This is a genomic window from Bacillus subtilis subsp. subtilis str. 168 (assembly GCF_000009045.1).
Classification (GTDB): Bacteria; Bacillota; Bacilli; order Bacillales; family Bacillaceae; genus Bacillus; species Bacillus subtilis.
Genome location: NC_000964.3, coordinates 878,824 through 905,751 on the forward strand (window position 1 = coordinate 878,824; position 26,928 = coordinate 905,751).

The 26,928-nt window shown below is 46.9% G+C and carries 25 protein-coding genes; 19 read left to right on the forward strand and 6 right to left on the reverse strand.

Going from position 1 to position 26,928, the window contains the following annotated elements; genetic code table 11:
- The first annotated feature begins 178 nt into the window (after positions 1-178).
- The 6 genes from acoA (at position 179) to sspH (ending at position 6,985) form a co-directional block, all read left to right on the forward strand.
- The gene (gene acoA, locus BSU_08060) at positions 179-1,180 is read left to right on the forward strand and encodes an acetoin dehydrogenase E1 component (TPP-dependent alpha subunit) (protein ID NP_388687.1); all 1,002 of its coding nucleotides are present in this window, start codon (positions 179-181) and stop codon (positions 1,178-1,180) included.
- Between the two features lie 3 nt (positions 1,181-1,183).
- Positions 1,184-2,212: an acetoin dehydrogenase E1 component (TPP-dependent beta subunit) gene (gene acoB / locus BSU_08070; protein NP_388688.1), complete on the forward strand. Its 1,029-nt coding sequence runs from the start codon at positions 1,184-1,186 to the stop codon at positions 2,210-2,212.
- A gap of 13 nt (positions 2,213-2,225) precedes the next feature.
- A complete protein-coding gene (gene acoC / locus BSU_08080; RefSeq protein ID NP_388689.1) occupies positions 2,226-3,422 on the forward strand; it encodes an acetoin dehydrogenase E2 component (dihydrolipoamide acetyltransferase) in 1,197 nt (398 codons plus the stop codon).
- Positions 3,423-3,442: 20 nt separating this feature from the next.
- A complete protein-coding gene (gene acoL, locus BSU_08090) occupies positions 3,443-4,819 on the forward strand; it encodes an acetoin dehydrogenase E3 component (dihydrolipoamide dehydrogenase) (RefSeq protein ID NP_388690.1) in 1,377 nt (458 codons plus the stop codon).
- A gap of 115 nt (positions 4,820-4,934) precedes the next feature.
- Complete coding sequence (gene acoR, locus BSU_08100; RefSeq protein NP_388691.1) at positions 4,935-6,752, forward strand: transcriptional regulator (AcoR-acetoin); 1,818 nt, start codon at positions 4,935-4,937, stop codon at positions 6,750-6,752.
- Positions 6,753-6,805: 53 nt separating this feature from the next.
- Positions 6,806-6,985 (forward strand): small acid-soluble spore protein, encoded by a 180-nt coding sequence (sspH, locus tag BSU_08110; protein ID NP_388692.1) that lies wholly within the window; start codon positions 6,806-6,808, stop codon positions 6,983-6,985.
- Positions 6,986-7,020: 35 nt separating this feature from the next.
- Here the strand turns inward: sspH and yfjF are convergent, their stop codons facing one another.
- From yfjF to yfjA, 6 genes are all read right to left on the reverse strand, one after another.
- On the reverse strand, positions 7,021-7,350 hold the full coding sequence (gene yfjF, locus BSU_08120; protein ID NP_388693.1) for a hypothetical protein: 330 nt from the start codon (positions 7,348-7,350) through the stop codon (positions 7,021-7,023).
- A 49-nt stretch (positions 7,351-7,399) separates the two neighbouring features.
- Entirely contained in the window at positions 7,400-7,858 is a 459-nt protein-coding gene (gene yfjE / locus BSU_08130; RefSeq protein ID NP_388694.1) for a putative integral inner membrane protein, read from the reverse strand.
- A 93-nt stretch (positions 7,859-7,951) separates the two neighbouring features.
- Positions 7,952-8,509: a putative integral inner membrane protein gene (gene yfjD / locus BSU_08140; protein NP_388695.1), complete on the reverse strand. Its 558-nt coding sequence runs from the start codon at positions 8,507-8,509 to the stop codon at positions 7,952-7,954.
- A 31-nt stretch (positions 8,510-8,540) separates the two neighbouring features.
- A complete protein-coding gene (yfjC, locus tag BSU_08150) occupies positions 8,541-9,308 on the reverse strand; it encodes a hypothetical protein (protein NP_388696.1) in 768 nt (255 codons plus the stop codon).
- A gap of 11 nt (positions 9,309-9,319) precedes the next feature.
- Positions 9,320-10,543, reverse strand: a complete 1,224-nt coding sequence (gene yfjB, locus BSU_08160) for a hypothetical protein (RefSeq protein ID NP_388697.1) — start codon at positions 10,541-10,543, stop codon at positions 9,320-9,322.
- Positions 10,544-10,548: 5 nt separating this feature from the next.
- Complete coding sequence (yfjA, locus tag BSU_08170; RefSeq protein NP_388698.1) at positions 10,549-10,863, reverse strand: hypothetical protein; 315 nt, start codon at positions 10,861-10,863, stop codon at positions 10,549-10,551.
- A 335-nt stretch (positions 10,864-11,198) separates the two neighbouring features.
- Between yfjA and malA the strand changes: the two genes are divergently transcribed.
- The 13 genes from malA (at position 11,199) to linK (ending at position 26,849) form a co-directional block, all read left to right on the forward strand.
- Positions 11,199-12,548, forward strand: coding sequence for a 6-phospho-alpha-glucosidase (gene malA / locus BSU_08180; RefSeq protein NP_388699.1), 1,350 nt, complete (start codon positions 11,199-11,201; stop codon positions 12,546-12,548).
- A 64-nt stretch (positions 12,549-12,612) separates the two neighbouring features.
- Positions 12,613-13,377, forward strand: coding sequence for a transcriptional activator of the Mal operon (gene malR, locus BSU_08190; RefSeq protein ID NP_388700.1), 765 nt, complete (start codon positions 12,613-12,615; stop codon positions 13,375-13,377).
- 14 nt (positions 13,378-13,391) lie between these two features.
- Positions 13,392-14,975: a phosphotransferase system (PTS) maltose-specific enzyme IICB component gene (gene malP, locus BSU_08200; protein ID NP_388701.1), complete on the forward strand. Its 1,584-nt coding sequence runs from the start codon at positions 13,392-13,394 to the stop codon at positions 14,973-14,975.
- A gap of 105 nt (positions 14,976-15,080) precedes the next feature.
- Positions 15,081-16,802 (forward strand): putative xenobiotic ABC transporter subunit (ATP-binding protein), encoded by a 1,722-nt coding sequence (yfiB, locus tag BSU_08210; RefSeq protein NP_388702.1) that lies wholly within the window; start codon positions 15,081-15,083, stop codon positions 16,800-16,802.
- The gene (gene yfiC, locus BSU_08220; protein ID NP_388703.1) at positions 16,796-18,610 is read left to right on the forward strand and encodes a putative ABC transporter (ATP-binding protein); all 1,815 of its coding nucleotides are present in this window, start codon (positions 16,796-16,798) and stop codon (positions 18,608-18,610) included. The genes yfiB and yfiC overlap by 7 nt, the downstream gene beginning before the upstream one ends.
- A 154-nt stretch (positions 18,611-18,764) precedes the next feature.
- Positions 18,765-19,169 (forward strand): catechol-2,3-dioxygenase membrane subunit, encoded by a 405-nt coding sequence (gene catD, locus BSU_08230; RefSeq protein NP_388704.1) that lies wholly within the window; start codon positions 18,765-18,767, stop codon positions 19,167-19,169.
- A 17-nt stretch (positions 19,170-19,186) separates the two neighbouring features.
- Positions 19,187-20,044 (forward strand): catechol-2,3-dioxygenase subunit, encoded by an 858-nt coding sequence (gene catE / locus BSU_08240; protein NP_388705.2) that lies wholly within the window; start codon positions 19,187-19,189, stop codon positions 20,042-20,044.
- Between the two features lie 93 nt (positions 20,045-20,137).
- Complete coding sequence (gene yfiF, locus BSU_08250) at positions 20,138-21,082, forward strand: putative transcriptional regulator (AraC/XylS family; cupin family) (protein NP_388706.1); 945 nt, start codon at positions 20,138-20,140, stop codon at positions 21,080-21,082.
- A gap of 174 nt (positions 21,083-21,256) precedes the next feature.
- A complete protein-coding gene (gene yfiG, locus BSU_08260) occupies positions 21,257-22,705 on the forward strand; it encodes a putative sugar/proton transporter (RefSeq protein ID NP_388707.1) in 1,449 nt (482 codons plus the stop codon).
- A 26-nt stretch (positions 22,706-22,731) separates the two neighbouring features.
- Complete coding sequence (yfiH, locus tag BSU_08270) at positions 22,732-23,673, forward strand: putative sugar-phosphate epimerase/isomerase (RefSeq protein NP_388708.1); 942 nt, start codon at positions 22,732-22,734, stop codon at positions 23,671-23,673.
- Between the two features lie 9 nt (positions 23,674-23,682).
- A complete protein-coding gene (yfiI, locus tag BSU_08280) occupies positions 23,683-24,864 on the forward strand; it encodes a putative oxidoreductase (protein ID NP_388709.1) in 1,182 nt (393 codons plus the stop codon).
- A 123-nt stretch (positions 24,865-24,987) separates the two neighbouring features.
- Entirely contained in the window at positions 24,988-26,190 is a 1,203-nt protein-coding gene (gene linJ, locus BSU_08290; protein ID NP_388710.1) for a two-component sensor histidine kinase [LinK] (linearmycin resistance, biofilm formation), read from the forward strand.
- On the forward strand, positions 26,187-26,849 hold the full coding sequence (gene linK / locus BSU_08300) for a two-component response regulator [LinJ] (linearmycin resistance, biofilm formation) (protein ID NP_388711.1): 663 nt from the start codon (positions 26,187-26,189) through the stop codon (positions 26,847-26,849). The genes linJ and linK overlap by 4 nt, the downstream gene beginning before the upstream one ends.
- Positions 26,850-26,928: the final 79 nt, after the last annotated feature.

Genomic DNA, 26,928 nt, shown 5'->3' on the forward strand with positions numbered 1-26,928 from the left:
CCGGTCTTTTTTTTGCATGCTGTAAAACGAGACAAATGAATCAGTTTGAGACAAAACGAGACACACGTCTCAAACTGTCTCCAAAGTGAAGATGAGAAGACTGATTTTACGGGCTCAAAAGACTGGCACACTTCTTGCATTTATAATGGTGAACCCTAAATAGAAGGAGGCGCACAAAATGAAATTGTTAAAACGAGAAGGCTTGTCATTAACTGAGGAAAAAGCGCTGTGGATGTACCAAAAGATGCTGGAGATCAGGGGCTTTGAAGACAAAGTGCATGAACTGTTCGCCCAGGGAGTGCTTCCCGGATTCGTTCATTTATATGCCGGTGAGGAAGCCGTGGCTGTAGGGGTGTGCGCTCATTTACATGATGGCGACAGCATTACAAGCACCCACAGGGGACATGGACATTGTATCGCCAAAGGCTGTGACCTGGACGGCATGATGGCGGAAATTTTCGGGAAAGCGACCGGATTGTGCAAAGGCAAGGGCGGTTCTATGCACATTGCGGATCTTGATAAAGGCATGTTAGGCGCAAATGGAATCGTCGGGGGCGGCTTTACGCTCGCATGCGGATCAGCGCTCACGGCTAAATATAAACAGACTAAAAATGTAAGCGTTTGCTTTTTCGGGGACGGGGCAAATAACCAAGGTACCTTCCACGAAGGGCTGAATTTAGCGGCTGTATGGAACCTTCCTGTCGTATTTGTTGCTGAAAACAACGGCTATGGCGAAGCTACCCCATTTGAGTACGCATCAGCCTGTGATTCAATCGCCGATCGGGCGGCTGCTTATAACATGCCGGGGGTTACAGTTGACGGCAAAGATATTTTAGCAGTTTACCAGGCAGCCGAGGAAGCGATAGAAAGAGCAAGAAACGGCGGCGGCCCGTCTTTGATTGAATGTATGACCTACAGAAACTACGGCCATTTCGAAGGAGATGCCCAAACCTATAAAACGAAGGATGAAAGAGTTGAGCACCTTGAAGAAAAAGATGCCATTCAAGGTTTTAAAAACTACCTTTTAAAAGAAACAGATGCTAATAAGCTGTCAGACATTGAACAGCGTGTCAGCGAATCGATTGAAAAAGCCGTCTCGTTCAGCGAAGACAGCCCATATCCAAAAGATTCGGAGCTGCTGACAGATGTGTATGTGTCATATGAAAAAGGAGGAATGTAAGAGATGGCGAGAGTCATAAGCATGTCAGACGCGATCAATGAAGCAATGAAGCTTGCGATGAGAAAAGACGAAAATGTGCTTTTGATCGGTGAGGATGTCGCCGGGGGAGCGGCGGTCGATCATTTGCAGGATGATGAAGCATGGGGCGGTGTATTAGGGGTCACAAAGGGACTCGTACAGGAATTCGGGCGTACAAGAGTGCTGGACACTCCGATTTCTGAGGCAGGCTATATGGGAGCGGCTATGGCTGCGGCATCAACCGGTTTGAGACCGATTGCCGAGCTGATGTTTAACGATTTTATCGGCACGTGCTTTGATCAGGTGATCAACCAAGGGGCGAAATTCCGTTATATGTTCGGCGGAAAAGCGCAAGTGCCGATTACCGTCCGCACCACATACGGAGCAGGGTTCCGGGCCGCTGCCCAGCATTCACAATCGCTGTATGGCCTTTTCACGAGCATCCCTGGACTGAAGACAGTTGTTCCATCCAATCCGTATGATGCCAAAGGTCTTTTGCTTGCAGCAATAGAAGATAATGATCCGGTGTTTTTCTTTGAAGACAAAACGTCCTACAACATGAAGGGCGAGGTGCCGGAAGATTATTATACAATTCCCCTCGGAAAAGCGGATATCAAACGCGAAGGCAATGATGTTACGCTCTTTGCAGTCGGCAAGCAGGTCAATACTGCGCTTGAAGCGGCTGCACAGCTTTCAGAGAGGGGCATCGAAGCCGAGGTCCTTGATCCCCGCAGTCTGTCTCCTCTGGATGAGGATGCGATTTTCACATCGTTAGAAAAAACAAACCGGCTGATCATCATTGATGAAGCCAATCCGCGATGCAGCATTGCCACGGATATTGCTGCGCTTGTCGCTGACAAGGGCTTTGATTTGCTTGATGCGCCGATTAAACGGATTACAGCGCCGCATACACCGGTTCCGTTTTCACCAGTGCTTGAAGATCAATATTTGCCGACACCAGATAAAATTGTCAGCGTCACGCTTGAATTGCTTGGCGAGCCGGCATTGAATTAAAGGGGGGACACAAATGGCGGTAAAAGTAGTGATGCCAAAATTGGGAATGGCCATGAAACAAGGGGAAGTATCGATATGGAATAAAAAAGTAGGCGACCCGGTTGAAAAGGGAGAAAGCATTGCCAGCATTCAATCGGAGAAAATTGAAATGGAGATCGAAGCGCCTGAAAAAGGAACGCTGATCGATATCAAAGTGAAAGAGGGAGAAGAGGTTCCGCCCGGCACAGCTATCTGCTATATCGGGGACGCCAATGAGTCGGTGCAGGAAGAGGCGGGGGCGCCTGTTGCTGAAGACAATATGCCGCAAGCCGTCCAGCCCGTCAAACAAGAAAACAAACCCGCAGCCTCCAAAAAAGATCGAATGAAAATATCTCCAGTCGCCAGGAAAATAGCAGAAAAAGCAGGATTAGACCTAAAACAACTGAAAGGAACTGGACCAGGCGGACGAATCGTGAAGGATGACGTAACAAAGGCTCTTGCTGAACAGAAAAAAGATCAAGCAAAGCCTGTTTCGGAGCAGAAAGCGCAGGAAATCCCGGTGACAGGCATGAGAAAGGTCATCGCTGCCCGAATGCAGGAAAGCCTGGCAAACAGCGCGCAGCTGACGATCACGATGAAAGCTGATATCACCAAGCTTGCCACTCTTCAAAAACAGCTTTCACCAACTGCGGAAGAGAGATACGGCACAAAACTGACGATCACTCATTTTGTCTCAAGAGCCGCCGTTCTCGCTCTGCAAGCTCACCCTGTGCTGAACAGCTTTTATCAAAATGAGCGCATCATCACACATCCCCATGTGCACCTTGGTATGGCTGTAGCCTTGGAAAATGGCTTAGTGGTGCCTGTCATCCGCCATGCTGAAAAGCTATCGCTGATTGAACTGGCTCAATCCATCTCAGAAAATGCCAAAAAAGCACGCGAGGGACGTGCGGGAAGCGAAGAACTGCAAGGATCTACTTTCTCCATTACAAACCTTGGCGCGTTTGGAGTTGAGCATTTCACACCGATACTAAATCCGCCGGAAACAGGCATTCTCGGCATCGGAGCAAGCTATGACACACCGGTGTATCAAGGGGAGGAGATCGTCAGAAGCACGATCCTGCCACTCAGCCTGACATTTGATCACAGAGCGTGTGACGGCGCCCCTGCCGCTGCATTCCTGAAGGCGATGAAAACATATTTGGAAGAACCCGCAGCATTAATTTTATAGGAAAAGCAGGTGAAAACGACATGACATTAGCCATTATCGGCGGCGGACCTGCAGGCTATGCGGCTGCGGTTTCCGCGGCACAGCAGGGCAGAAACGTGCTGCTCATTGACAAAGGCAAGCTTGGGGGGACCTGCCTGAATGAAGGCTGCATCCCGACAAAGTCTTTGTTAGAAAGCGCAAACGTTCTTGATAAAATCAAGCATGCCGACAGCTTTGGAATCGAACTTCCGGCAGGTGCGATATCAGTCGATTGGAGTAAAATGCAAAGCCGAAAACAACAGGTTGTCAGTCAGCTTGTCCAAGGCGTTCAGTACCTAATGAAGAAAAATCAAATACAGGTTGTAAAGGGAACAGCCTCCTTTCTTTCTGAAAGAAAGCTCTTGATCGAAGGAGAAAACGGAAAAGAAATCAGAGAGGCGGACCAAGTATTGATTGCCTCCGGGTCAGAGCCAATCGAGCTGCCTTTTGCCCCATTTGACGGCGAATGGATCCTCGACAGCAAAGACGCGCTTTCTCTTTCCGAGATTCCGTCTTCACTAGTCATTGTCGGCGGCGGTGTCATCGGGTGTGAGTATGCAGGGCTGTTCGCCAGATTGGGATCGCAGGTGACCATCATTGAAACAGCGGACCGGCTGATCCCGGCTGAAGATGAAGATATTGCCCGTCTCTTTCAGGAGAAACTTGAGGAAGACGGTGTCGAAGTGCATACTTCATCCAGATTAGGGCGGGTGGATCAAACGGCCAAAACGGCAATATGGAAAAGCGGTCAGCGAGAGTTTAAAACGAAGGCCGATTATGTGCTGGTGGCGATCGGCAGAAAACCCCGTCTTGACGGATTGCAGCTGGAACAGGCCGGAGTTGATTTTTCTCCAAAGGGCATTCCGGTGAATGGGCACATGCAGACGAACGTGCCTCATATTTACGCGTGCGGAGATGCTATAGGGGGCATTCAGCTCGCGCATGCCGCTTTCCATGAGGGCATCATCGCTGCTTCTCATGCTTCCGGAAGGGATGTCAAAATCAATGAGAAACATGTGCCGCGCTGCATCTATACGTCCCCGGAAATCGCGTGTATCGGAATGACAGAACGACAGGCAAGAAGCATATACGGGGATGTGAAGATCGGCGAATTTTCATTTTCCGCAAACGGCAAGGCGCTCATTAAACAGCAAGCGGAAGGAAAGGTCAAAATCATGGCTGAACCGGAATTCGGCGAAATCGTGGGTGTCTCGATGATTGGCCCGGATGTAACCGAGCTCATCGGCCAAGCGGCAGCGATCATGAATGGTGAGATGACGGCAGATATGGCGGAGCATTTTATCGCCGCCCATCCGACTTTATCGGAAACATTGCATGAGGCGCTGTTAAGCACGATCGGCCTTGCGGTACATGCATAATAAAGGAAAAAGCAGGCGCATGGATATAAGGCGCCTGCTTTTTTATTGTTGAAAGCGCTTTATTTTTCCCCTACAATAGATGAAAACGGCGTGTAAGGGAGGAGCGATCAAGGAAATGAATTCGGTCCCAAACGATTTGCAAACCTGGAAACGTTTTGTGAAAGACGGTGTGCTTGACGAAGCCCGATTAAGAAAACGGATTGCAGAGTCATGGCATCGCTGCAAAAAAGCTGAGGTCAATCCTTATTTAGAAAAAGGCCCGAAGGTTTTACAGCAAACGGAGCTGGATCAGCAGTCAAAAAAACATTCATTCTTCTTGACGACCGCAAAGCCTTACCTCGAAAAACTGCTGCCTGCCATAAAAGAAATGGAAATGATGGCGCTGTTAATTGATTCAGACGGTGTTGTTCTGGCATTGGACGGCCATCCGCGCGCGCTCTATGAAGCCAAACGCATCAATTTCGTCGAAGGGGCATGCTGGACAGAAACGGCTGTCGGAACAAATGCGATTGGCACGGCGCTCCACATCAGCGAGCCGGTTGCAATACAAGGATCAGAGCATTACTCTATCGCTTCCCATCTTTGGAACTGTTCAGCTGCTCCGATTCACCATGAGGATGGCAGCCTTGCGGGTGTAATTGACATATCATGCCCGGCGGCAGGCGCGCATCCTCATATGCTTGGTATTGCCACGGCGATTGCCTATGCCGCTGAACGGGAACTCGCAGCTAAAAGCCGTGAGAAAGAGCTGGAGCTGATCAGCCGTTTTGGGGAGAGAGCTGCATCCAGTGTGCCGATGGTGCTCTGTAATACCAAGCAGCACATCATCAGTGCGAGCATGCCGATTCGAACCTCAATGCCGGATTGGCAGGGCCGGCACCTGTACGAGTTGAAGGAACGGGGCTATTCAATCGAAAATGCTGTCACCATAGGAGATGGCGGCACTTGTTTTTATCTTTCGGAACAAAAGAAAAAGAAGGCGTTTCGATTCAATGGAGTGATCGGGCAAAGCGGCCGATCGCAAGCGATGCTGATGCACCTTGAACGAGCAGCTGCGACGGATGCATCGGTCTGTTTGTCGGGTGAAACGGGTACGGGGAAGGAGGTCGCGGCTCGCGCGCTTCATGAGAACAGTGAGAGACGGCACGGTCCGTTTGTTGCTGTCAATTGCGGAGCGATTCCGTCTGATTTGATTGAAAGCGAACTGTTCGGATATGCAGAGGGCGCTTTTACGGGAGCGAAACGAAATGGCTATAAAGGCGCCTTTCAAAAAGCGAATCAAGGCACATTATTTTTAGATGAAATCGGAGAAATTTCCCACTCGATGCAGGTTGCACTTTTACGGGTGCTTCAGGAACGCAAGATAACGCCAATCGGCGGGACGAAAGAAATTCCGGTTGATATCAGAGTTATTGCCGCCACACATTGTGATTTACGCGAGCTTGCCGAAAACGGAAAAATCAGAGAGGACTTGTTTTACCGTCTTCATGTCTATCCAATTGAACTCCCTCCATTACGCGATCGCACCGAGGATATCCCGGATCTCTTTGAGTACTACAAACAGAAGAATCATTGGCCAGGCGATCTTCCTTCTGATTTTTGTAATGTGCTGAAGCAATGGAAGTGGCCGGGGAATATCCGCGAGCTGTTTAATGTGTTTGAACGTCTTTCTATCAGATTTCCGGACGGCCGGCTGAGAGATGAATCGCTTCCCGCTTTACTGGAAGCCGCTGGATTGCCGGCCAGCTCTGCAGAAAAAAAGCCGGCTGCTGCCGGCGTGCTTACTTTTCGTGAGCAAATCCAAAAGGATATGATGATCAAAGCGCTTGAATCTGCAAAAGGAAACGTCTCTCAAGCCGCAAAAATCAGCGGGATCCCCCGAAGCACTTTCTACAAACGCCTGAAAAAATTCAACTTGTCCGCTGAATCATAAAGCATACTTCCTTCAGGAAATGGAAACGTTATGTATTGAAGGAGGGTGTTACGATGAATATTCAAAGGGCGAAAGAAATTGTAGAATCTCCCGACATGAAGAAAGTAACATATAACGGCGTTCCTATTTACATTCAGCACGTAAATGAAGAAACTGGAACAGCAAGAATTTATCCGCTTGACGAACCGCAAGAGGAGCATGAAGTGCAGCTGAACAGCTTAAAAGAGGATTAAACAAAAATGGCCCGCTTCATAAGCAGGCCATTTTGTTATCCGCGCGGCGCAAATAAAATAACACAGACACCGATGAGACAAATGAATGCGCCGATCCAGTCATACAGATCAGGTGTTTTCCGGTCAACAAGCCATCCCCACAGGACCGCAAGCACGATGAATACTCCGCCATAAGCGGCGTATACACGGCCGAAAGATGGGAAGGACTGAAACGTCGGAAGAATGCCGTATACAATGAGGATCAGCGCCCCGGCGATTCCGTAGCCAGCTGGCTTTGCCTCTCTCAGCCATAGCCAAACCAGATATCCGCCGCCAATTTCAGCAAGCCCTGCCGCGAGAAATAAAAGAATGGTAATCAGCATCATGAGCACTCCTCAATTTGCATTTATCTTTCATTATAGAGGAGGAGAGCTTTTAAAGCTTCGGATGATTCTCAAATTCCTTCAAATACGCTTTTCGCTGAACCTCTGTAAATTGGCTGATCCAATTGTTTTGAGCCTCTTCATTCAAATGGGGAAGGATATAGCGTTCAACCGCTTCGAAAAACAGCGGATTCGTGATGATGTTCCAGGTCGGGATTCGAACGATTTTGCCGTCTGTTTTCTCGATGATAATATCCTCAAAAAAGATCCCTTTCAAACTGTATTGATGGCGTCCCATATAAAGCCGCTTCACCTCGGAAAACAGCACGCTGCGCTTTCTCAAGAAGATTTCGCCACTAGGTCCGGTCTTTATGGTGAAAATGACATTTCCACGGCTTGTGAACGCAGGAAAAGCCATAAAGAATGTGATCAATCCATAAATCATCGCCAGTAATCCGCCGCCCAAATAAAGCAGGGCATATTTAGATTCAAACGTGAGGGCTTCAGACACCAGCCAGACTCCCACAATAAAGGCGCCCCCTGTAGCGAGGAACAGCCAAGCCCTTAGAAACATCATGCTTTTTACTTCAATCATGTGCTGCCCCTAAAGCTTCGGATGATTCTCAAATTCCTTCAAATACGCACTGCGTTGGATGTCTGTAAACTGTCCGATCCAATTGCTTTTCGCCTCTTCATTCAGATGTGGAAGGATATAGCGTTCAACCGCTTCGAAAAACAACGGATTCGGAATGATGTTCCAAGTGGGAATGCGAATGGTCTTCTGATCCACGGTTTGGATCAATATATCTTCTTGGAAGATTCCTTTTAGACTAAATTTATGGCGGCTCATCTCAATTTTCTTGATATCAGTAAACGTAACAGACACTTTGTCAGTGAACACTTCTCCATTTTTTCCTGTCTTGATGCGGAAAATGGTATTTCCCCGCGGGGTGAAAGCCGGAAAGAAGATGATAAATAAATATAAACAAAACAAGGTGAACAGAAAGCCAGCAGGAATGGCTAATAGGTAATATTTCGTTTGAAACGTAATACCCATATAAAAGAGCCACAAACATGCTAATCCCATACCGGCAGATCCGACAAAAGCCCATATTCTCAGGAACATTTTGCTTTTGACTTCAATGATTTCTTGGTTTTTCAATGCTTTTCTCCTTTTGTTAATTCAATTCTTATCATTTTGAAATGATTTGATTTACAACATCCTTATGAGCAGGGAGGATAGAAAATTCATTCTGGGTGATGCCTGTGACAAGCCAAGTATGGTGGGCCCCCGGCAGGACGAATGCCATGTCAGCCACTTCAGGAGTGTTATCTTTTCCATATGCCAGACGCATAAGTGTATCCATTTTCCCTTTCCGCAAAGCCAGATCATTTGCAAATCGGGTAACGTCCTCTTGGTGGTCATGTTTTTCAAGGAACTCTTTTAGATATGAAGGGTTGTCTGAAGCGCCCTCCAAGAGTTTTTCAAATTCATTTGATGTCAATGTTACAATCGATTCTCTTTTATCCTCTGTATCTATTATATGTAAAAACTCATCTGTCTTAGCAAGTAACCCTTCACTTGATTCCATTTTTGTAATGCGATGGACTTGTTCATCAAAAAGGAGTTCGTGAGAGTAGGTGCCGAATTTTGATACATGGCATGACACATTCTGTTCGGCACCTTGCCCGTTAAATTTAGAAAGCTTCACTGTATAGTCAGCGTCGTTTAATACATGGATAAACGGACAGTACTCGTCCTTTAACCGATATTGATGGTTCCGATATTCCGCTGCATCCTTGGCTAAGAGTGAGCGGCACGCGGCTTCAAATAAGGCGCCGAGCTGTTCATCTTCTATTTCCGGAAAATAGGCCTGCTTCAAGGCCATTCCCTGTTCAAAAAACCCTTCGCTGTAAAAGCAAAACAAGAGTTCTTCTATGCTAATTGTAAACTGCTTCATTGTTTATTCTCCTATCCAAATGAAAATTTCCCTTTAAGGAAATGGGTTGCGCCGTGTATAAGCGAATCCGCTGTTTTCTTTGCTTTTTCCATTCCTTTTTTCGCGCTGTCTATCCCTTTATGTATCGATTTATTCGCCGCATCTATGCCGTCATTCACTGATTTGACGACTTTGCCGGCTGATTCCAGCCCTTTTTTGGCTGTATCAACAACAGCATGGATCGGTTCTTTCAGCTTTAAGGCTGCTTTTTCAGCAAAACCGGCTGTATATTTGGCGATTTGTTCTCCGACGACTCCGCCAATGTATGAACCTGCTGCCCCAAGAAGGACAGTACCCACAGGTCCTGCAAAGCTTCCGATTGCACCGCCGATGACAGCACCAGCTGTGGCACCGCCGGCAACAAAAATCGTATTATTCACAGCATTCCCGACGGCCTTGGCGTTTTCACGCTTGAGAACTTCCGGTTTATCCTGGTATTTTGCATAATTTTCAGCAATTTTCACGCCTGCTCCGAATGTTTCGGTCGCTCCGGTAATCAGTGTGGCGGTAATGGCATTTCCTTTCGCGAATCTCAAGCCCGTTTTTCCCACATCCTTCAAAGTGGAGCGTACGCCGGCTTCATTAAGAAATCCTTTTGTGTAGCTTCTGACGCTGTTTGAAAAATCCACCGTGTCCTGAGGAAAGTATTTTGTAAACTTTTTATGTACCAAATCTGAAAATGGACGGTTTGTCTTTTTCAACAAATATTTAGGATTCAAAAGCACTCTTGCCGCTTTTTGATAACGTGAGCTGTCAACGGCCCTGGAAATATCCAAGAGCAGTTTTGAGTGCTGGGCTGTATGCAAGCCGCTTGGTTGTTTCACAAATTTCGTAAGCCCTAATCCGTAATATTTTCCCTGCGTCAGCATAAGAGCGGTTAAGCTTGTCATCGTACCGTATTTGTCGTAGGCATTGTAGAGCTTTCGCAAAATATCATCTTGTTCCACAAATTTATCGCCTGTTTTTCTGATGAAAATCTCATTGTCACTCAGCTTAGTGACGAGCGCCTTTCCTGAGCTCCACGCATCGCCCACTCCAGAAAAACAGCTGCTGTAGCGGGGATCGCATTGCAAAATCATCTGCCCCAGCTCCACATGCAGGTCCTTATATTTGTTTTCCATATCAGTTAATTCAGTGACTACATCATTTGCAAGCTGTTCGAGCTTATCCGGATCAACTGCAATGTTTCCTGACACACCGTTCACCTCCCGAGTTTATGTCTTTCCTCTCTTGCTTTACGCTCCAGTTCTTCCATTCTGGCAATTTCAGCTTTTCGTTCTTCTATTTTGACAGCGGCAGCCTTCAGCTCTTGGCTTGTTTCAAGCAGCTCCTGTTCGAATTGATCGTAGGCGGCTTTCGTTTCCTCGAAATCCTGGTCAAACGAATCTCTTGCTTTGCCCTGCCAAGCATCTCCCAATGCAGATAACCGGGATTCAAGCAGCATTTTGGAGCTTCTGACCTCTTCTGCGGCCGCACTATACTTGTTTGCCAGCTCAATGACTTTATATGAGTCCAACTTTTGTCCCCTGCCTTTTCTAAATTCACGCACAATTGGATGTTTTATATAAATGATTATAAATAATTCGGCATGTATCCGAATCGTACAAAAGAACCTTTTCATAAGAATTGGAAGGGCGTATATTCACTTAAAATTCACAGTTGGTGAGACTTTAAGATTACAAAAAAGGTAAAAAAACCAAATCTCTCAGACATAAGGCAAATGAGAAATTTCCCGCTCTATGGGAAAAAACACTAAAGTTGATCAAATGACCTAAGTGCGCCAAACGTGTTACGGGACGAGCTATCTCATGGTATAAATGGAATTGTAAACGTTATCAAGGAGGTCGTCATATGAAGAAAAAATCATTCTCAATCGTAATAGCGGGCGGAGGGAGCACTTTCACTCCAGGGATCGTACTCATGCTCTTGGACCATTTGGAGGAGTTTCCGATCAGAAAGCTGAAGCTGTATGATAATGATAAGGAGAGACAGGATCGAATTGCAGGCGCCTGTGACGTTTTTATCAGAGAAAAAGCGCCGGATATTGAATTTGCAGCGACGACTGACCCGGAAGAAGCTTTTACAGATGTCGATTTTGTTATGGCGCACATCAGAGTAGGGAAATACGCGATGCGCGCGCTTGATGAGCAAATTCCGTTAAAGTACGGAGTTGTCGGCCAGGAGACGTGCGGGCCGGGCGGGATCGCATACGGTATGCGTTCGATCGGCGGTGTGCTTGAAATATTAGATTACATGGAAAAATACTCGCCTGATGCGTGGATGCTCAATTATTCCAATCCGGCGGCAATTGTGGCTGAAGCTACGAGACGCCTTAGACCGAATTCTAAAATTCTCAATATCTGTGATATGCCGGTTGGGATCGAAGACCGGATGGCGCAAATTCTTGGCTTATCCTCAAGAAAAGAAATGAAGGTCCGCTATTACGGATTGAATCATTTCGGCTGGTGGACATCGATTCAGGATCAAGAGGGCAACGATTTAATGCCGAAGCTGAAGGAACATGTATCCCAATACGGTTATATTCCGAAAACAGAGGCTGAAGCTGTGGAGGCAAGCTGGAATGACACGTTCGCCAAAGCGCGTGACGTGCAGGCTGCAGATCCTGACACACTGCCGAATACGTATTTGCAATATTATTTGTTCCCAGATGATATGGTGAAAAAATCAAATCCGAATCATACGCGGGCGAATGAAGTCATGGAAGGGCGCGAAGCTTTTATTTTCAGCCAATGTGACATGATCACACGTGAACAGTCCTCGGAAAACAGCGAAATTAAAATCGATGACCACGCATCGTATATCGTTGATCTTGCCCGGGCGATTGCCTACAACACAGGTGAAAGAATGCTGTTGATTGTTGAAAATAACGGTGCAATTGCGAACTTTGACCCGACTGCGATGGTTGAGGTGCCATGCATCGTCGGCTCAAATGGACCTGAACCGATTACCGTTGGCACCATTCCGCAATTCCAGAAAGGGCTCATGGAGCAGCAGGTATCCGTTGAGAAGCTGACTGTTGAAGCGTGGGCAGAGAAATCGTTCCAAAAGCTGTGGCAGGCGCTGATCCTGTCAAAAACAGTGCCGAACGCGCGTGTGGCAAGACTCATTCTTGAGGATTTAGTGGAGGCCAACAAAGACTTCTGGCCTGAGCTTGATCAAAGCCCAACCCGCATATCATAAATGAAATTCCCCCATTTTCGAATCTGTAATTGTATATAATAGAAAGAAAATGGGGGGATCTGATATGCAGCTCGAAGAACTGATCAATCAGCACTACAGCAAATTGAATGACAACGATTTTCATATTTTAAAATATATATTGAATCATAAGCACACATGCTATCACCTTGGAATCGACGCGCTGGCCAAAGCTTGCAGTGTATCGCGTTCCTCAATTTTACGGCTTGCCCAAAAGCTCGGTTTCAGCGGTTACAGTGAATTTCGCGTCTTTTTAAAGTGGGAAGATCAGCCGGAAGAAGGCGAGAGTATGAGTTTTGAAAAGCTGCTTGATGATATTGAAGCAAATTTGAAGTTTTTACGGACAAAGGACATGACGGACATGTGCCAGCTGATTGATGCAGCTGACCGCATTTTCGTCTACGGTTCTGGAAATGCGCAAAAGATATGCGCCCGCGACCTGCAAAGAATGTTTATTCCGCGCCATCGCTATCTTATTTTGATTGAAGACACAAATGAATTTAATTTGATGCGCGATGATTTTAAAGTGAACGATCTGTTTATCATCATTTCTCTTTCCGGAGAAACACCGGAGCTGATTCCTCAGGCAAGAATGCTTTCTGCAAAGGGTATTCCCTTTATTTCCATTACGAATTTAAAAAACAATGTCCTCGCCCAGCTGACTCCGCATAATCTTTATGCGACAAGCAAACCTGTGACATTAAGCGATAGAACGGAAATTGTCGCTTTTGCACCGTTTTTTCTCGTTGGCGAAGCATTGTTCCGCGCATATGTTGATTACAAAGAGGCAGAAAAAAATGACAATGAGTAGCAGGGGGTTCTGGTATGATGCAAAAAATTCAGCGCTTTGGAAGCGCGATGTTTGTGCCTGTTTTATTATTCGCGTTCGCCGGCATTATCGTCGGTATCAGCACGCTCTTTAAAAATAAAACCCTCATGGGACCGCTCGCCGATCCTGACGGTTTTTGGTATCAGTGCTGGTATATCATTGAGCAGGGCGGCTGGACTGTTTTTAACCAAATGCCGCTCTTATTCGCCATTGGCATCCCGGTTGCTTTGGCGAAGAAAGCTCAGGCACGCGCCTGTTTGGAAGCGCTTACTGTCTACCTGACATTCAACTATTTTGTCAGCGCGATATTGACGGTATGGGGAGGAGCATTTGGCGTCGACATGAATCAAGAGGTCGGCGGAACGAGCGGGTTAACGATGATTGCGGGCATAAAAACGCTCGATACCAACATCATCGGAGCCATCTTTATTTCTTCGATTGTCGTCTTTTTGCATAATCGCTATTTTGATAAAAAACTGCCCGATTTTCTCGGCATCTTTCAAGGCTCAACATATATCGTGATGATTTCCTTCTTTATTATGATCCCAATTGCGTTGGCTGTGTCTTATATTTGGCCGATGGTTCAATCGGGAATCGGCTCGCTTCAAAGCTTCCTGGTTGCTTCTGGGGCGGTGGGCGTTTGGATATACACGTTTTTGGAACGGATTTTAATTCCGACCGGCCTTCATCACTTTATTTACACGCCGTTTATTTATGGCCCGGCTGTAGCGGAAGGCGGGATCGTCACGTATTGGGCACAGCATCTCGGCGAATATTCGCAAAGCGCCAAACCGCTGAAGGAGCTCTTTCCGCAAGGCGGATTCGCGCTTCACGGCAACTCGAAAATCTTCGGTATTCCGGGTATCGCCCTGGCTTTTTATGTGACAGCCAAAAAGGAAAAGAAAAAACTCGTCGCAGGGCTGCTGATTCCTGTCACACTGACAGCGATTGTCGCCGGTATTACAGAGCCGATTGAGTTTACGTTCTTATTCATTTCACCTTTCTTATTTGCGGTTCACGCCGTGCTTGCCGCCACAATGTCGACAGTTATGTATATGGCCGGCGTCGTCGGAAATATGGGAGGCGGACTGATTGAGGCGGTAACCTTGAACTGGATTCCGCTCTTTGGCAGCCACGGTATGACATATGTGTATCAAATTTTGATCGGGCTCTCGTTTACAGCAATTTATTTTTTCGTCTTCAGATTTTTAATCCTCAAATTCAATATCGCTACACCAGGACGGGAAAAGGATGAACAGCAGGAAACAAAGCTATATTCGAAAAAGGAATACAGAGAACGAAAAAACAAGGATGAAACGGCCTCCGCTGCTGAAACGGCTGATGACACCGCTTTTCTGTATATTGAAGCGCTGGGCGGAAAAGACAACATCACTGAAGTCACAAACTGCGCCACCCGCCTCAGAGTCAGTGTCAAGGATGAAACAAAGGTTGAACCCGACAGCGTATTCCGCGCGCTTGGCGCACACGGCGTTGTCAGGAACGGGAAGGCGTTTCAGGTAATTATCGGATTAAGCGTGCCGCAGATGCGGGAGCGTGTGGAAAAAATATTGAATCAATAAAGACTGCCCTCCTTTTCGGGAGGGTTTTCGTTTGCCGTCAAAAAGACCGCCATAGTAAAGTAAAGAAAGAGACAATCGAGTAAAAAGGGGTTTGGAGGCTTTTACATGCAAAAGGCTTTGTCGTTTTTAAAACCATATTCATTGCTGGCGGGAATTGCTCTGATTCTTATGCTGACGGAGCTTGCAGTTGAACTGATGCAGCCTTTATTGATTGCAAAAATCATCGACGATGGGATATTGAAGCAAGATCTGCGGCATGTATGGATATGGGGCACGGTCATGATCGGGCTGACCGTGTTATCCTTTGCGGCGGGGATGCTGAATTCCTTTTATGCCGCCCATGTCAGCCAAAGCTTTTCCTATGATACGAGAAAAGGGCTTTTTCAAAAAATCCAGTCCTTCTCCTATTCCACATTTGGACAGTTTTCGTCCTCTTCTTATATTACAAGGCTGACAAACGACGTCACACAGGTTCAAAATATGATTTTTATGAGTTTGCGGTTTATGCTGCGGGCTCCCTTAATGATTGCAGGCGGCATTGTGCTGTCGCTTGCCGTTAATGTGAAACTCGGGTTTTTTCTGCTTGTGACCATTCCGATCCTGATCTTGTTTTTGCTATGGGTATTAAGGAAAGGCGGGGCACTGTTCCGCTCAGTGCAGAAAAGGCTGGATCAAGTGAACACCATCATGCAGGAAAATTTAATTGCAATCAAGCTGATCAAAGCGCTGCTTCGCGGCAGCCACGAAGTCAAACGATTTATCAAAGCCAACACAAGGCTGATGGAAAAAACGGTTTCGGCCTTTCAGCTTGTGGAATTCACGATGCCTGTACTGATGCTGCTGATGAATCTCTGCATCCTTTTGATTTTGTGGGCGGGGTCCTACAGTATTACGAGCGGAAGCACTCAGGTTGGCGATGTTGTTGCGATAATTAACTACGCAACACGAATTACAGGCGCGCTTTCGATGTTTCCGTTTTTGATTATGATTTTCACCCGGGCGAAGGCTTCAGGGGATAGAATCGGTGAGGTGCTTGAAACAGAAGGCGACGAGCGGGAGGAAGGCACCATATCTGATCGTTTGTCAGGACGGATTGAGTTTCAGCATGTATCCTTTCGCTATCCTGAAATGGACAGAGAAGCGCTCAGGAATGTCTCATTTTCCGCAAAGCCAAGAGAAACGATCGCGATTCTCGGTGCGACGGGCTCGGGCAAGTCCACGCTTTTTCAGCTCATTCCGCGGCTTTATCAGCCGGATTCAGGCCGCATTTACATAGATGAAAAGCCGGTTCAAGATATTCCGGCTGAAGGGCTGCGCAGGCAAATTGGATATGTACCGCAGGAAGTCCTCTTGTTTTCCGGCACAATCAAAGAAAACATCGCTTGGGGCAAAGAAAATGCTTCACTAGATGAAATAATGGATGCGGCAAAACTTGCGCAAATTCATGAAACGATTTTAAAGCTCCCAAATGGATATGACACTGTTTTGGGGCAAAGAGGCGTCAACCTGTCCGGCGGCCAAAAGCAGCGGATTTCCATTGCGCGGGCGCTGATTCGAAAACCGGCTATCCTTCTATTAGATGACAGCACAAGCGCGCTTGATCTGCAAACGGAGGCGAAGCTGCTTGAAGCAATCAGCACATACCATTGCACAACTTTGATCATTACACAAAAAATAACCACGGCGATGAAAGCTGATCAGATTTTGCTGCTTGAGGACGGCGAACTGATTGAAAAAGGCACTCACAGTGAGCTGCTTTCTGAATCTCAGTTATACAAGCGCATTTACGAGTCACAATTCGGAAGGGAGGGGAGCGAGTCATGCTAAAAGACATCCGCAAGCCTTTCCAATATCCCAAACTGCCAATTGACAAAAAAGAAGGCGCGAAAAAGCGGGCGAAAGCAAAGGATACAAAGGGCACACTGAGACGAATCTGGTCTTACTTGGCTGAAAGAAAAGGACTGCTCATACTTGTCATGCTAATGGTTGTCATCAGCGCCATATTCGGACTCCTTGGTCCCTTTGTGATCGGAAAGGCCATCGACCATTTTATCGTCGGGAAAACGGTCAGCGGCTTGATTCCTGTTTTGCTTCTTCTGCTCGCTATCTATATCATTCAGTCCCTGTCGCTTTGGTTTCAAAACTATTGGATGATTACGATCTCGCAGGGCACGGTTTTCAGAATGAGAAGCGAATTGTTCACCCATCTGCATGAGCTGCCGATTCCATTTTTTGATAAACAGCGGCACGGCGAGCTGATGAGCCGGGTGACGAATGACATCGAAAATGTCAGTTCTACCTTAAACACGTCAGTCATTCAAATTTTGTCAAGTGTGATCACCTTTGTCGGGACGATTGCGGTGATGCTGTACATGAGCCCGCTCCTTACTTTGATTACGCTGACCATTATTCCGGTGATGGCAGCGAGCCTGAAATGGATCACCAACCGAACGGGAAAGCTGTTTAAAGAACAGCAGAAAAACCTTGGTGATCTGAATGGGTATATTGAGGAATCTGTTTCAGGCGCAAAGGTCATCAAAGCATATTCACGTGAGAAGCAGATTACTGCTGAATTCCTCGAAAAAAACGCTGCACTCAAGACGTCGGGCTTTTGGGCGCAGACGATTTCCGGGTTTATTCCGAAGGTCATGAACTCTTTGAATAACTTAAGCTTTACAATGATTGCGGCAATCGGCGGTTTGTTTGCGCTGAAAGGCTGGATCTCGATCGGCTCCATCGTTGTCTTTGCCGAGTATTCAAGACAATTTACACGCCCTTTAAACGATCTGGCCAACCAGTTTAATACGATGCTGTCCGCAATCGCCGGCGCTGAACGGGTGTTTGACGTGCTTGATGAAAAAGAAGAGCGCGAGGATGAAAAGAACGCCGTGCATCAGCCCATCCAAACAGGCAGCATTGAATTCCGGGATGTGTCCTTCGGTTACGATAAAGGGCAGCAGACACTGAAGCATTTACAGTTTACCGTGCCTGCGGGGCAGTCCATCGCGTTTGTAGGACCGACGGGGGCGGGGAAGACAACCGTCACTAACCTTCTCGCCCGTTTTTACGAGCCTAACGATGGAAAAATTTTAATCGATGGTACAGATATTAAAACCCTTACTAGAGCAAGCCTAAGAAAAAACATGGGGTTTGTTCTTCAGGATTCTTTCTTATTTCAGGGAACGATCAGAGAAAACATTCGCTACGGCAGGCTTGATGCTTCTGATCAGGAAGTCGAAGCCGCTGCAAAAACAGCGAATGCCCATAGTTTTATTGAAAGGCTGCCAAAAGGGTATGACACCGTACTGACGCAAAACGGTTCGGGCATCAGTCAAGGGCAGAAGCAGTTGATTTCTATAGCGAGGGCGGTGCTTGCCGATCCGGTTCTTCTCATTTTGGATGAAGCGACAAGCAACATTGATACCGTTACAGAAGTCAACATTCAAGAAGCGCTCGCCCGTTTAATGGAAGGAAGAACAAGCGTCATCATTGCCCACAGGCTGAACACCATTCAAAGAGCGGACCAGATTGTGGTGCTAAAAAACGGTGAAATGATTGAAAAAGGCAGCCATGACGAGCTGATTCGGCAAAAAGGATTTTACAGTGACTTATATGAAAGCCAATTTGAGAAATAGACCTTTGTCCTGCACAGAGGTCTTTTTTTGTTACAGTTTTATAGTACTTTTATTTCATTTTCGTAAAATGTAACAAAATTACTTGACGTAAACAAGTTATGTATATATACTAGCTTACATTAAGTAAGTGATAACATTTATCAAGGAGGATAAAATGAATAAATCATTTGAAATTGGCACATTACTTTTAAGAGTTATTACAGGTATTATCTTTTTTGTTCACGGTTTATCAAAGTTTCAGGGAATGGAGGGCACCATCCAATTTTTCGGCAGCATAGGCCTTCCAAGCTTTATGGCGTATGTCATCGCAGCGATTGAACTGATTGGCGGAGTGCTTGTCTTCTTCGGATTGGCTACACGTATTGTCGGTGTACTGTTCGCTCTTACACTGATCGGCGCCATCATCACTGTTAAGCTGAAAGCGCCATTCATGGGCAATGCAGAATTTGATTACCTTCTGCTTTTGACATCCATTCACCTGGCGCTTACTGGAAGTCGATTCCTGGCGCTGGACCCATTTGTGTTTAAAGGAAAAAAGAACGGAAACGTTTCAGCATAAGAAAAGAGGCATGCAGCATGACCAGCATTCATGAGGATACACACATTGGCTATGCCAAACTCACAATTCGCAGTCTGGAGCGTTCGCTTCAGTTCTACTGTAACGTCATCGGTTTTCAAGTCTTAAAAAAGACGGACCGCCAAGCGGAATTAACGGCTGACGGGAAACGCGTACTGCTTATTCTTGAAGAAAATCCGAGCGCTGTCGTCTTGCCTGAACGGTCTGTGACAGGCCTTTATCACTTTGCGATTCTTCTTCCGGACAGGAAAGAACTTGGGATCGCGCTCGCCCGCCTGATTGAACACGGCATTGCTATCGGACATGGAGACCATGCTGTCAGCGAAGCGCTCTACCTGTCTGATCCTGACGGAAACGGCATTGAAATGTACGCTGACCGCCCCCGCAGCACGTGGCAGCGTGATCGGGAAGGAAACTACGTCATGACGACAACCGCTGTTGACATTGAGGGCCTTCTGGAAGAGGCAGGAGATGAGCGGAAAACATCGCTTCCGAACGATACAATCATCGGACACATTCATCTGCATGTCAGTGATTTGAAAGAAGCAAAGGCGTTTTATACAGATGTACTGGGCTTTGACATTGTCGGAAACTATGCGGGCATGTCCGCCCTCTTCGTTTCAGCCGGGGGGTACCACCATCATATCGGCTTAAACATTTGGGCGGGAAGAAATGCGCCGCCTAAACCGACAAATGCCAGCGGACTAGATTATTATACTGTTGTCCTGCCCCACCAAGAGGAGCTGGATTTGGTGGCAAACCGAGTCAAACATGCCGGGTATTCGATTGAAGAGACGGAAAACAGCTTTCGTGTGAAAGACCCTGTTTCCGGCGCCTATATTACATTTGTGATTTAACTGCAATCCCCTTGCCGAAATAACGGCAGGGGGATTTTTTATTTTTGTCCGCCTTGTTATGATGAGAGAACCAACTTGTTAGGAGGCGTTTACATGGAACTCAACCACCTTGTGACGGGCAAAATAGCATTAAATCAATATGTGCATCGCTTAGAGCAAAAGGATGTTTCATTTTACGTCCACTACTGGGGAGCGATGACGAACCACTATAACACACTGCTTCATAAGCATTCCTTTTATGAAATTTGTTACGTGGTAAGAGGTGAAGGATATTACCTTGAAGGCGATCGTACATATCCGCTTCGTGAACAGACGATTTTTTTGTCAAAGCCGGAGCATTTGCACCAAATCAAAAGTGAAACAGGGCTGTTCCTTTTTTACGTCGCTTTCGAGCTGAGCGAGGATCAGTCAAGCGCCGAATGGATCAAAGTGATGGAAGAAGTGAAACAAAGCCCCTTTATCACAATGCAATTGAAAGATGGCGAACCGCCGGGCCTGCTTTGGAAAACGTTAATGCTGCAAGCAGCGCAACCTGTCAATGCTTTTGACAAAGAGATCCTATCTCATTTGTCGCATGCATTGATCCTGTCATTAATCCAAACCTTTCTCCCGTACGCCCAACGCCCGAAACAAAAGCAGCCCATTCACACATCTTCTGCTTTGCTGACAGAGGTGAAACTGCACATAAAAGACAATCTGTCACAGCCGTTAAAGCTGACGGATGTCGCTAGCCACTTTCATATCTCAGGGAGGCATTTATCACGTTTATTTGCAGCAGAACTGGGCGTCAGCTACTCAGAATTTGTCCAAAATGAAAAAATAAACAAAGCTGCCGAACTGCTGAAATCAACGAATTTGTCGATTAAAGAAATAGCGGAAGAAATCGGTTTCTCAGTACATTATTTCACTCGCGTCTTTTCCGCTAAAATCGGCAGCTCTCCAGGGCTTTTCCGCTCCCTTTATAAAGACTCAAAAATGACCGCATTTCAAATCAATAAACCTTTTCAAAAAATCGAACAGGCCAAGCCGCACGAATAAGATGTCCTGAAATGACAAAACAATGTCTTCATATGATAAAGACGCGAGAAATCTCGTTGTCTTATAATCTTTTTAGAAAGCGGTTACAACAAGGGGTATTGCTGAAGGAGGGATGCATTGGCTTATGCTTGGTGTCGGGTGCTCTGCCATTCTTGAAAGAAGGGGAAGAAAGCCGTGAGTACAAAAAAGAAAGAGGCTGTAATAGGAAAAGAAAGCTTAGCTCATAAAGGGCTTTTACGAACGATTACATTGGTATCTACATTCGGCGGCCTGTTGTTCGGTTATGATACGGGTGTCATTAATGGGGCACTTCCTTTTATGGCAACTGCAGGTCAGCTGAATCTTACACCTGTTACAGAAGGACTGGTTGCGAGTTCCCTGCTTCTCGGGGCAGCCTTCGGGGCGATGTTTGGAGGACGTCTGTCCGATCGGCACGGCCGCCGAAAAACGATCCTTTATTTAGCCTTACTCTTCATCGCAGCCACACTTGGCTGTACCTTTTCACCAAACGCGTCCGTGATGATTGCCTTTCGTTTTCTGCTTGGACTGGCGGTTGGCTGCGCTTCTGTAACGGTTCCAACCTTTTTAGCGGAAATTTCGCCGGCAGAACGCAGGGGACGAATCGTGACACAAAATGAACTGATGATCGTAATTGGCCAGCTTCTGGCATACACCTTTAACGCCATTATTGGCAGCACAATGGGGGAGAGCGCAAATGTATGGCGGTATATGCTGGTCATCGCGACACTTCCGGCTGTTGTGTTATGGTTCGGAATGCTCATCGTGCCTGAAAGCCCGCGCTGGCTGGCAGCTAAAGGCAGAATGGGTGACGCCCTGCGGGTGCTTCGGCAAATCCGTGAAGACAGTCAGGCACAGCAGGAAATAAAAGAAATCAAACATGCGATTGAGGGCACAGCAAAAAAGGCCGGCTTTCATGATTTTCAAGAGCCGTGGATAAGGCGCATTCTATTCATTGGGATTGGAATCGCCATCGTACAGCAAATTACCGGTGTCAATTCGATTATGTACTATGGGACAGAAATTCTGAGAGAAGCCGGTTTTCAAACAGAAGCTGCATTAATCGGCAATATTGCAAACGGTGTTATTTCAGTTATTGCGGTCATTTTTGGGATATGGCTTCTCGGCAAAGTCCGTCGCCGGCCCATGCTGATCATCGGACAGATTGGCACGATGACAGCCCTTCTGCTGATCGGGATTTTATCCATTGTCCTTGAAGGAACACCCGCCCTGCCGTATGTTGTGCTGAGTTTGACCATTTTGTTTCTTGCGTTTCAGCAGACTGCCATTTCTACGGTGACGTGGCTGATGCTCTCGGAAATCTTTCCTATGCATGTGCGGGGGCTTGGCATGGGGATCAGCACCTTCTGCTTGTGGACAGCTAACTTTCTCATTGGATTCACCTTTCCCATTTTGCTCAATCATATTGGGATGTCGGCGACATTTTTTATCTTTGTCGCTATGAATATCCTAGCGATTCTATTTGTGAAAAAATATGTGCCTGAGACAAAAGGGCGGTCACTTGAACAGCTTGAGCATTCCTTTCGCCAGTATGGCCGCCGCGCTGATCAGGAAATCCAAAATCAAACAACTCACTTATCGTAACCTGAGATACCAGGAGGAATCTATCAATGAAACTATCTTATGTAACAGACAGCCTAGGGCATTTGCCTTTTGAAGACATGCTCAATTTTGCCGCAAAGCTTGGGATCGATACACTTGAAATGACAACCGGGGGCTGGTCGCCGGCACCTCACTTGAATCTTGATGAATTGCTGCAAAGCAGCGAAAAAAGAAAAGAATTTTCACAAGCGCTGGAAAAGCGGAACATGACACTTTGCGCATTAAACTGCTCGGGGAACCCTTTAGATCCGGGTGAATTGGGCAAATCGCACAGAGACATAACTGACAAAACGATGGAGCTGGCTGGATTATTAGGCGTCAAAAAAGTGATCATGATGAGCGGTTTGCCAGCCGGCGGCCCGGACGACAAAGTGCCGAACTGGATCACATACACAGTAAGCTGGCCTCCCGTTTTAAAAGATATCCTCAACTATCAATGGGAAGACGTTGCGATCCCATATTGGAAGAAGCTTGTCAAAAAAGCGGAGGCCTGCGGCGTGGGGAAAATAGCGCTTGAGAACTTCAGCTCTCAATTAGTCTATAATCCTGAGACTCTCTTTCGGCTCAGAAATGCAGTCGGCCCGATGGTCGGTTTGAATCTTGACCCGAGCCATTTGTTATGGATGGGCGCAGACCCGATCATCGCAGCAAGGGAGCTCGGCTCAGCCATTCACCATGTCCATGGGAAAGATGTCAGAATTGAAAGATATTTATCGGCGGTCAACGGACTTTTAGAAACAAAAGAAGTGACAGATCCTGCAAACCGGGCGTGGAATTACGTAGCTGTCGGCTGTGGACAGGATTTACAGTGGTGGAAGGAATTTTTTTCAGTTGTAAAAATGATGGGATATGAAGGTGAGGTTTCTTTAGAAATGGAGGATCTGACGATGTCACCTGAAGCGGGCATCCGTACTTCTGTAGAAGCTTTAAAACAAACCATCAGCCAATAGGAGGTTTTCATGATGCTAAATGGAGAAAGAATCATCTCTAAGCCGCTTCGCTGGGCAATGGTAGGCGGCGGGCGGCTCAGCCAGGTTGGATATAAACATCGTATTGGAGCGCTGAGAGACAATACTGCTTTTCAATTAACTGCTGGCGCTTTTGATATCGATGCCGAAAGAGGAAAAGATTTCGGGGTGAACCTTGGAGTGGATGCGGAACGCTGTTATCCCAACTATCAAACCATGTTTGCCGAGGAAGCGAAAAGACAGGATGGCATAGAGGTAGTATCGATTGCCACTCCGAACGGCACTCATTATGAGATTTGTAAGGCGGCGCTTGAAGCAGGAGTGCATGTCATCTGTGAAAAACCGCTGTTCTTCACTTCAGCAGAGGGGCAGGAAATCAAAGCGCTCGCAGAGAAAAAAGGGAAAATTGTCGGCGTGACGTACGGTTTTTCAGGCAATCAAATGCTTCTTCAAATGCGTGCGATGATTGAACAAGGAATGATCGGCGATATTCGCGTGGTTGACTTGCAGTACACACACGGTTTTTGTGCAACAGATGAAGGTGAAAAGATAAGCGCTGCACAGAAATGGCGTGTCGACCCTGCGATCGCCGGGCCAAGCTTTGTGCTGGGCGATTTATCTACCCACACGTATTATATGTCACAGCTTATTATGCCAAAGATGAAAATTAAGGAGCTGCTGTGTGACCGACAGAGCTTCGTCGGCAGCCGCGCACCGCTAGAGGATAATGCCCATGTGCTGATGCATTATGAAAATGGAGCGGTCGGAACGATGTGGACATCGTCAATCAATGCCGGATGTATGGATGGCCATAGAATCCGGATTGTCGGCTCAAAGGCAAGCATTGAGTGGTGGGACAGCAAGCCAAATGAACTGACGTATGAAGTGCAGGGAGAGCCGGGCCAGACACTCGTTCGCGGCATGCCGTATTTAGATGATGTTTGCAACGCCGATGAACGACTGGGCGCCTTACACAGCGAAGGGCTGTCCGAAGCATGGGCCAATATTTATCTTAAATTTGCCATTGCGATAGACGCCAAAAACCGTGAAGATGAAGAAATCTTGAACAACTTGGTTTATCCTGACATTGATGCAGGGATCGAGGGCATTCGCTGGATTGAGAACTGCGTGCGCTCGGCAAACCAAGGGTCAGTTTGGGTTGAATTTAAATAAATGAGGGAATGCGCCGCATATGACATAAAGTTCATATGCGGTTTTTATTTTCCAGAAACTCCTGTCAAAAATGCCCTGAGGCAGGTATGATAAGAAGGGAATTGGGTATCGGGAGTGATGAGCGTGAAAGCTCTTTTTTTTACGAGAATGTTCACCTTGATGGTGAGCTGTTTAATGTATCTGTCCATTGTGAAAGAGGATAACTGGTTTGGATATGTATTTATAGCAGCAGGTGCTGCCATGTATGCAGCCAATCATGTTTTGCTGACAAAAGAGACAAATGCCATCTGGTTCTGCCTGATTGATATTGCAATCGGCTTTTCGTTCGGATTTATCTTTCCCGGCACAGGTTTGTTCATTATTATGCTTTGTCCGGTTGCGGTCGCCTTTTTTCTGCGGGGGTTTCCTAAAAGAACAGCATGGTCTGTCTTATGTCTTTCCTCTATTTTATTTTTGACCGTCCTCATCCGTACATATGCGATGTTCGGCAATGAATTTGTCATTGATCATTTGACTAGCATGACATTCGTTGTCTTCTGCGGTGTCGTGGGCAAATTAATCCGCAAGCTGTTGGATGCGCAGGATACGGCAAAACAGCAGTTTCAGGAACTGACGGAGTCCCATCTGGCGCTGTCTGCTGCACATCAGGAGCTCCATTTATATGCGAAGCAGGTTGAAGAGCTGACTGCCATTTACGAGCGGAACAGAATGGCGCGTGAAATCCATGATACAGTGGGGCATAAAATGACGGCCCTTCTCGTCCAGCTGCAGCTTTTGCGTGAATGGCAAAAAAGAGACAGCCAAAAAGCGGATGAGACAGTAGGTGTCTGTGAAACACTTGCCCGTGAAGCGCTTGATGATGTCCGCTTATCAGTACGCACTCTGCAAACTGAAAACGATCCTTCGCTAATCGAATCGCTGAAACAGCTGACAGAGGACTTTTGCAAAAATGCAGGAGTCACAACAGAATTTGCGGTCAGCGGTGATCCTGCAATCATCCCGCTGTCTCTCCATCCGACCCTGATCAGAACGGTGCAGGAAGCACTGACCAATGCCAAACGGCACGGCGGCGCCGCAGCCTGTTCGATACAGCTTGCCTGCACAACGGACAGCATCAGCCTTGTCATTAAGGATGACGGCAAAGGCAATCCTGAGGCAGCACTTGGTTTTGGTCTCTTGAATATGAAAAAGCGGGCAGCGGAGCATGGCGGAATGATCCGCTTTGAAAGCGAACGGGATCAAGGATTTACTGTAAATGCAGAATTTTCACTTGCCAATAAAAAATGGAGCTTCGGGCCCGTGCAGCAAAAGGAGAGTTTATCATGATTAAGATCATCATTACCGACGATCAGGATATCGTCAGAGAAGGGCTGGCATCCCTGCTCCAGCTCCGAGAAGAGCTCGATGTGATCGCAACGGCGCGAAACGGACAGGAAGCCTTCGAAAAGGCGAAAGAGCTGGAGCCGGATATCGTGTTAATGGACATCCGCATGCCGGTTTCCAACGGGGTGGAGGGAACAAAATTAATCACAAGCTCGCTGCCAAGCGTAAAGGTTTTGATGCTGACAACCTTTAAGGATTCAGCGCTGATTGCTGAAGCGCTTGAAGAGGGAGCAAGCGGGTATCTGCTGAAGGATATGTCTGCAGATACGATTGTAAAAGCAGTGATGACTGTTCATTCTGGCGGAATGGTGCTTCCGCCGGAATTGACTGCCCAAATGCTGAATGAATGGAAGCGTGAAAAACAGCTGAAAGGAATAAATGAGATAGAAAAACCTAACGAGCTGCTCGACCTGACCGAGCGCGAAATCGAAGTTCTGGCTGAGCTGGGATACGGGCTGAATAACAAAGAAATTGCCGAAAAGCTTTACATTACAGAAGGCACAGTCAAAAACCACGTTTCAAATATTATCAGCAAGCTGGCTGTCAGGGACAGAACCCAAGCCGCCATTTACTCGGTCAGATATGGTGTATCTGTCTTTTGACATATGACGTTTTGCATATACGCTTCTCTGAAAAGGCCTTTTACAGGCCTTTTTTTCATGCCCTATGTTCTATCTGCCG

Coding starts and splice junctions, on each gene's coding strand:
- acoA (NP_388687.1), top strand. CDS start 179: ATGAAATTGTTAAAACGAGAAGGCTTGTCATTAACTGAGGAAAAAGCG.
- acoB (NP_388688.1), top strand. CDS start 1,184: ATGGCGAGAGTCATAAGCATGTCAGACGCGATCAATGAAGCAATGAAG.
- acoC (NP_388689.1), top strand. CDS start 2,226: ATGGCGGTAAAAGTAGTGATGCCAAAATTGGGAATGGCCATGAAACAA.
- acoL (NP_388690.1), top strand. CDS start 3,443: ATGACATTAGCCATTATCGGCGGCGGACCTGCAGGCTATGCGGCTGCG.
- acoR (NP_388691.1), top strand. CDS start 4,935: ATGAATTCGGTCCCAAACGATTTGCAAACCTGGAAACGTTTTGTGAAA.
- sspH (NP_388692.1), top strand. CDS start 6,806: ATGAATATTCAAAGGGCGAAAGAAATTGTAGAATCTCCCGACATGAAG.
- yfjF (NP_388693.1), bottom strand. CDS start 7,350: ATGATGCTGATTACCATTCTTTTATTTCTCGCGGCAGGGCTTGCTGAA.
- yfjC (NP_388696.1), bottom strand. CDS start 9,308: ATGAAGCAGTTTACAATTAGCATAGAAGAACTCTTGTTTTGCTTTTAC.
- malA (NP_388699.1), top strand. CDS start 11,199: ATGAAGAAAAAATCATTCTCAATCGTAATAGCGGGCGGAGGGAGCACT.
- malR (NP_388700.1), top strand. CDS start 12,613: ATGCAGCTCGAAGAACTGATCAATCAGCACTACAGCAAATTGAATGAC.
- malP (NP_388701.1), top strand. CDS start 13,392: ATGATGCAAAAAATTCAGCGCTTTGGAAGCGCGATGTTTGTGCCTGTT.
- yfiB (NP_388702.1), top strand. CDS start 15,081: ATGCAAAAGGCTTTGTCGTTTTTAAAACCATATTCATTGCTGGCGGGA.
- yfiC (NP_388703.1), top strand. CDS start 16,796: ATGCTAAAAGACATCCGCAAGCCTTTCCAATATCCCAAACTGCCAATT.
- catD (NP_388704.1), top strand. CDS start 18,765: ATGAATAAATCATTTGAAATTGGCACATTACTTTTAAGAGTTATTACA.
- catE (NP_388705.2), top strand. CDS start 19,187: ATGACCAGCATTCATGAGGATACACACATTGGCTATGCCAAACTCACA.
- yfiF (NP_388706.1), top strand. CDS start 20,138: ATGGAACTCAACCACCTTGTGACGGGCAAAATAGCATTAAATCAATAT.
- yfiH (NP_388708.1), top strand. CDS start 22,732: ATGAAACTATCTTATGTAACAGACAGCCTAGGGCATTTGCCTTTTGAA.
- yfiI (NP_388709.1), top strand. CDS start 23,683: ATGATGCTAAATGGAGAAAGAATCATCTCTAAGCCGCTTCGCTGGGCA.
- linK (NP_388711.1), top strand. CDS start 26,187: ATGATTAAGATCATCATTACCGACGATCAGGATATCGTCAGAGAAGGG.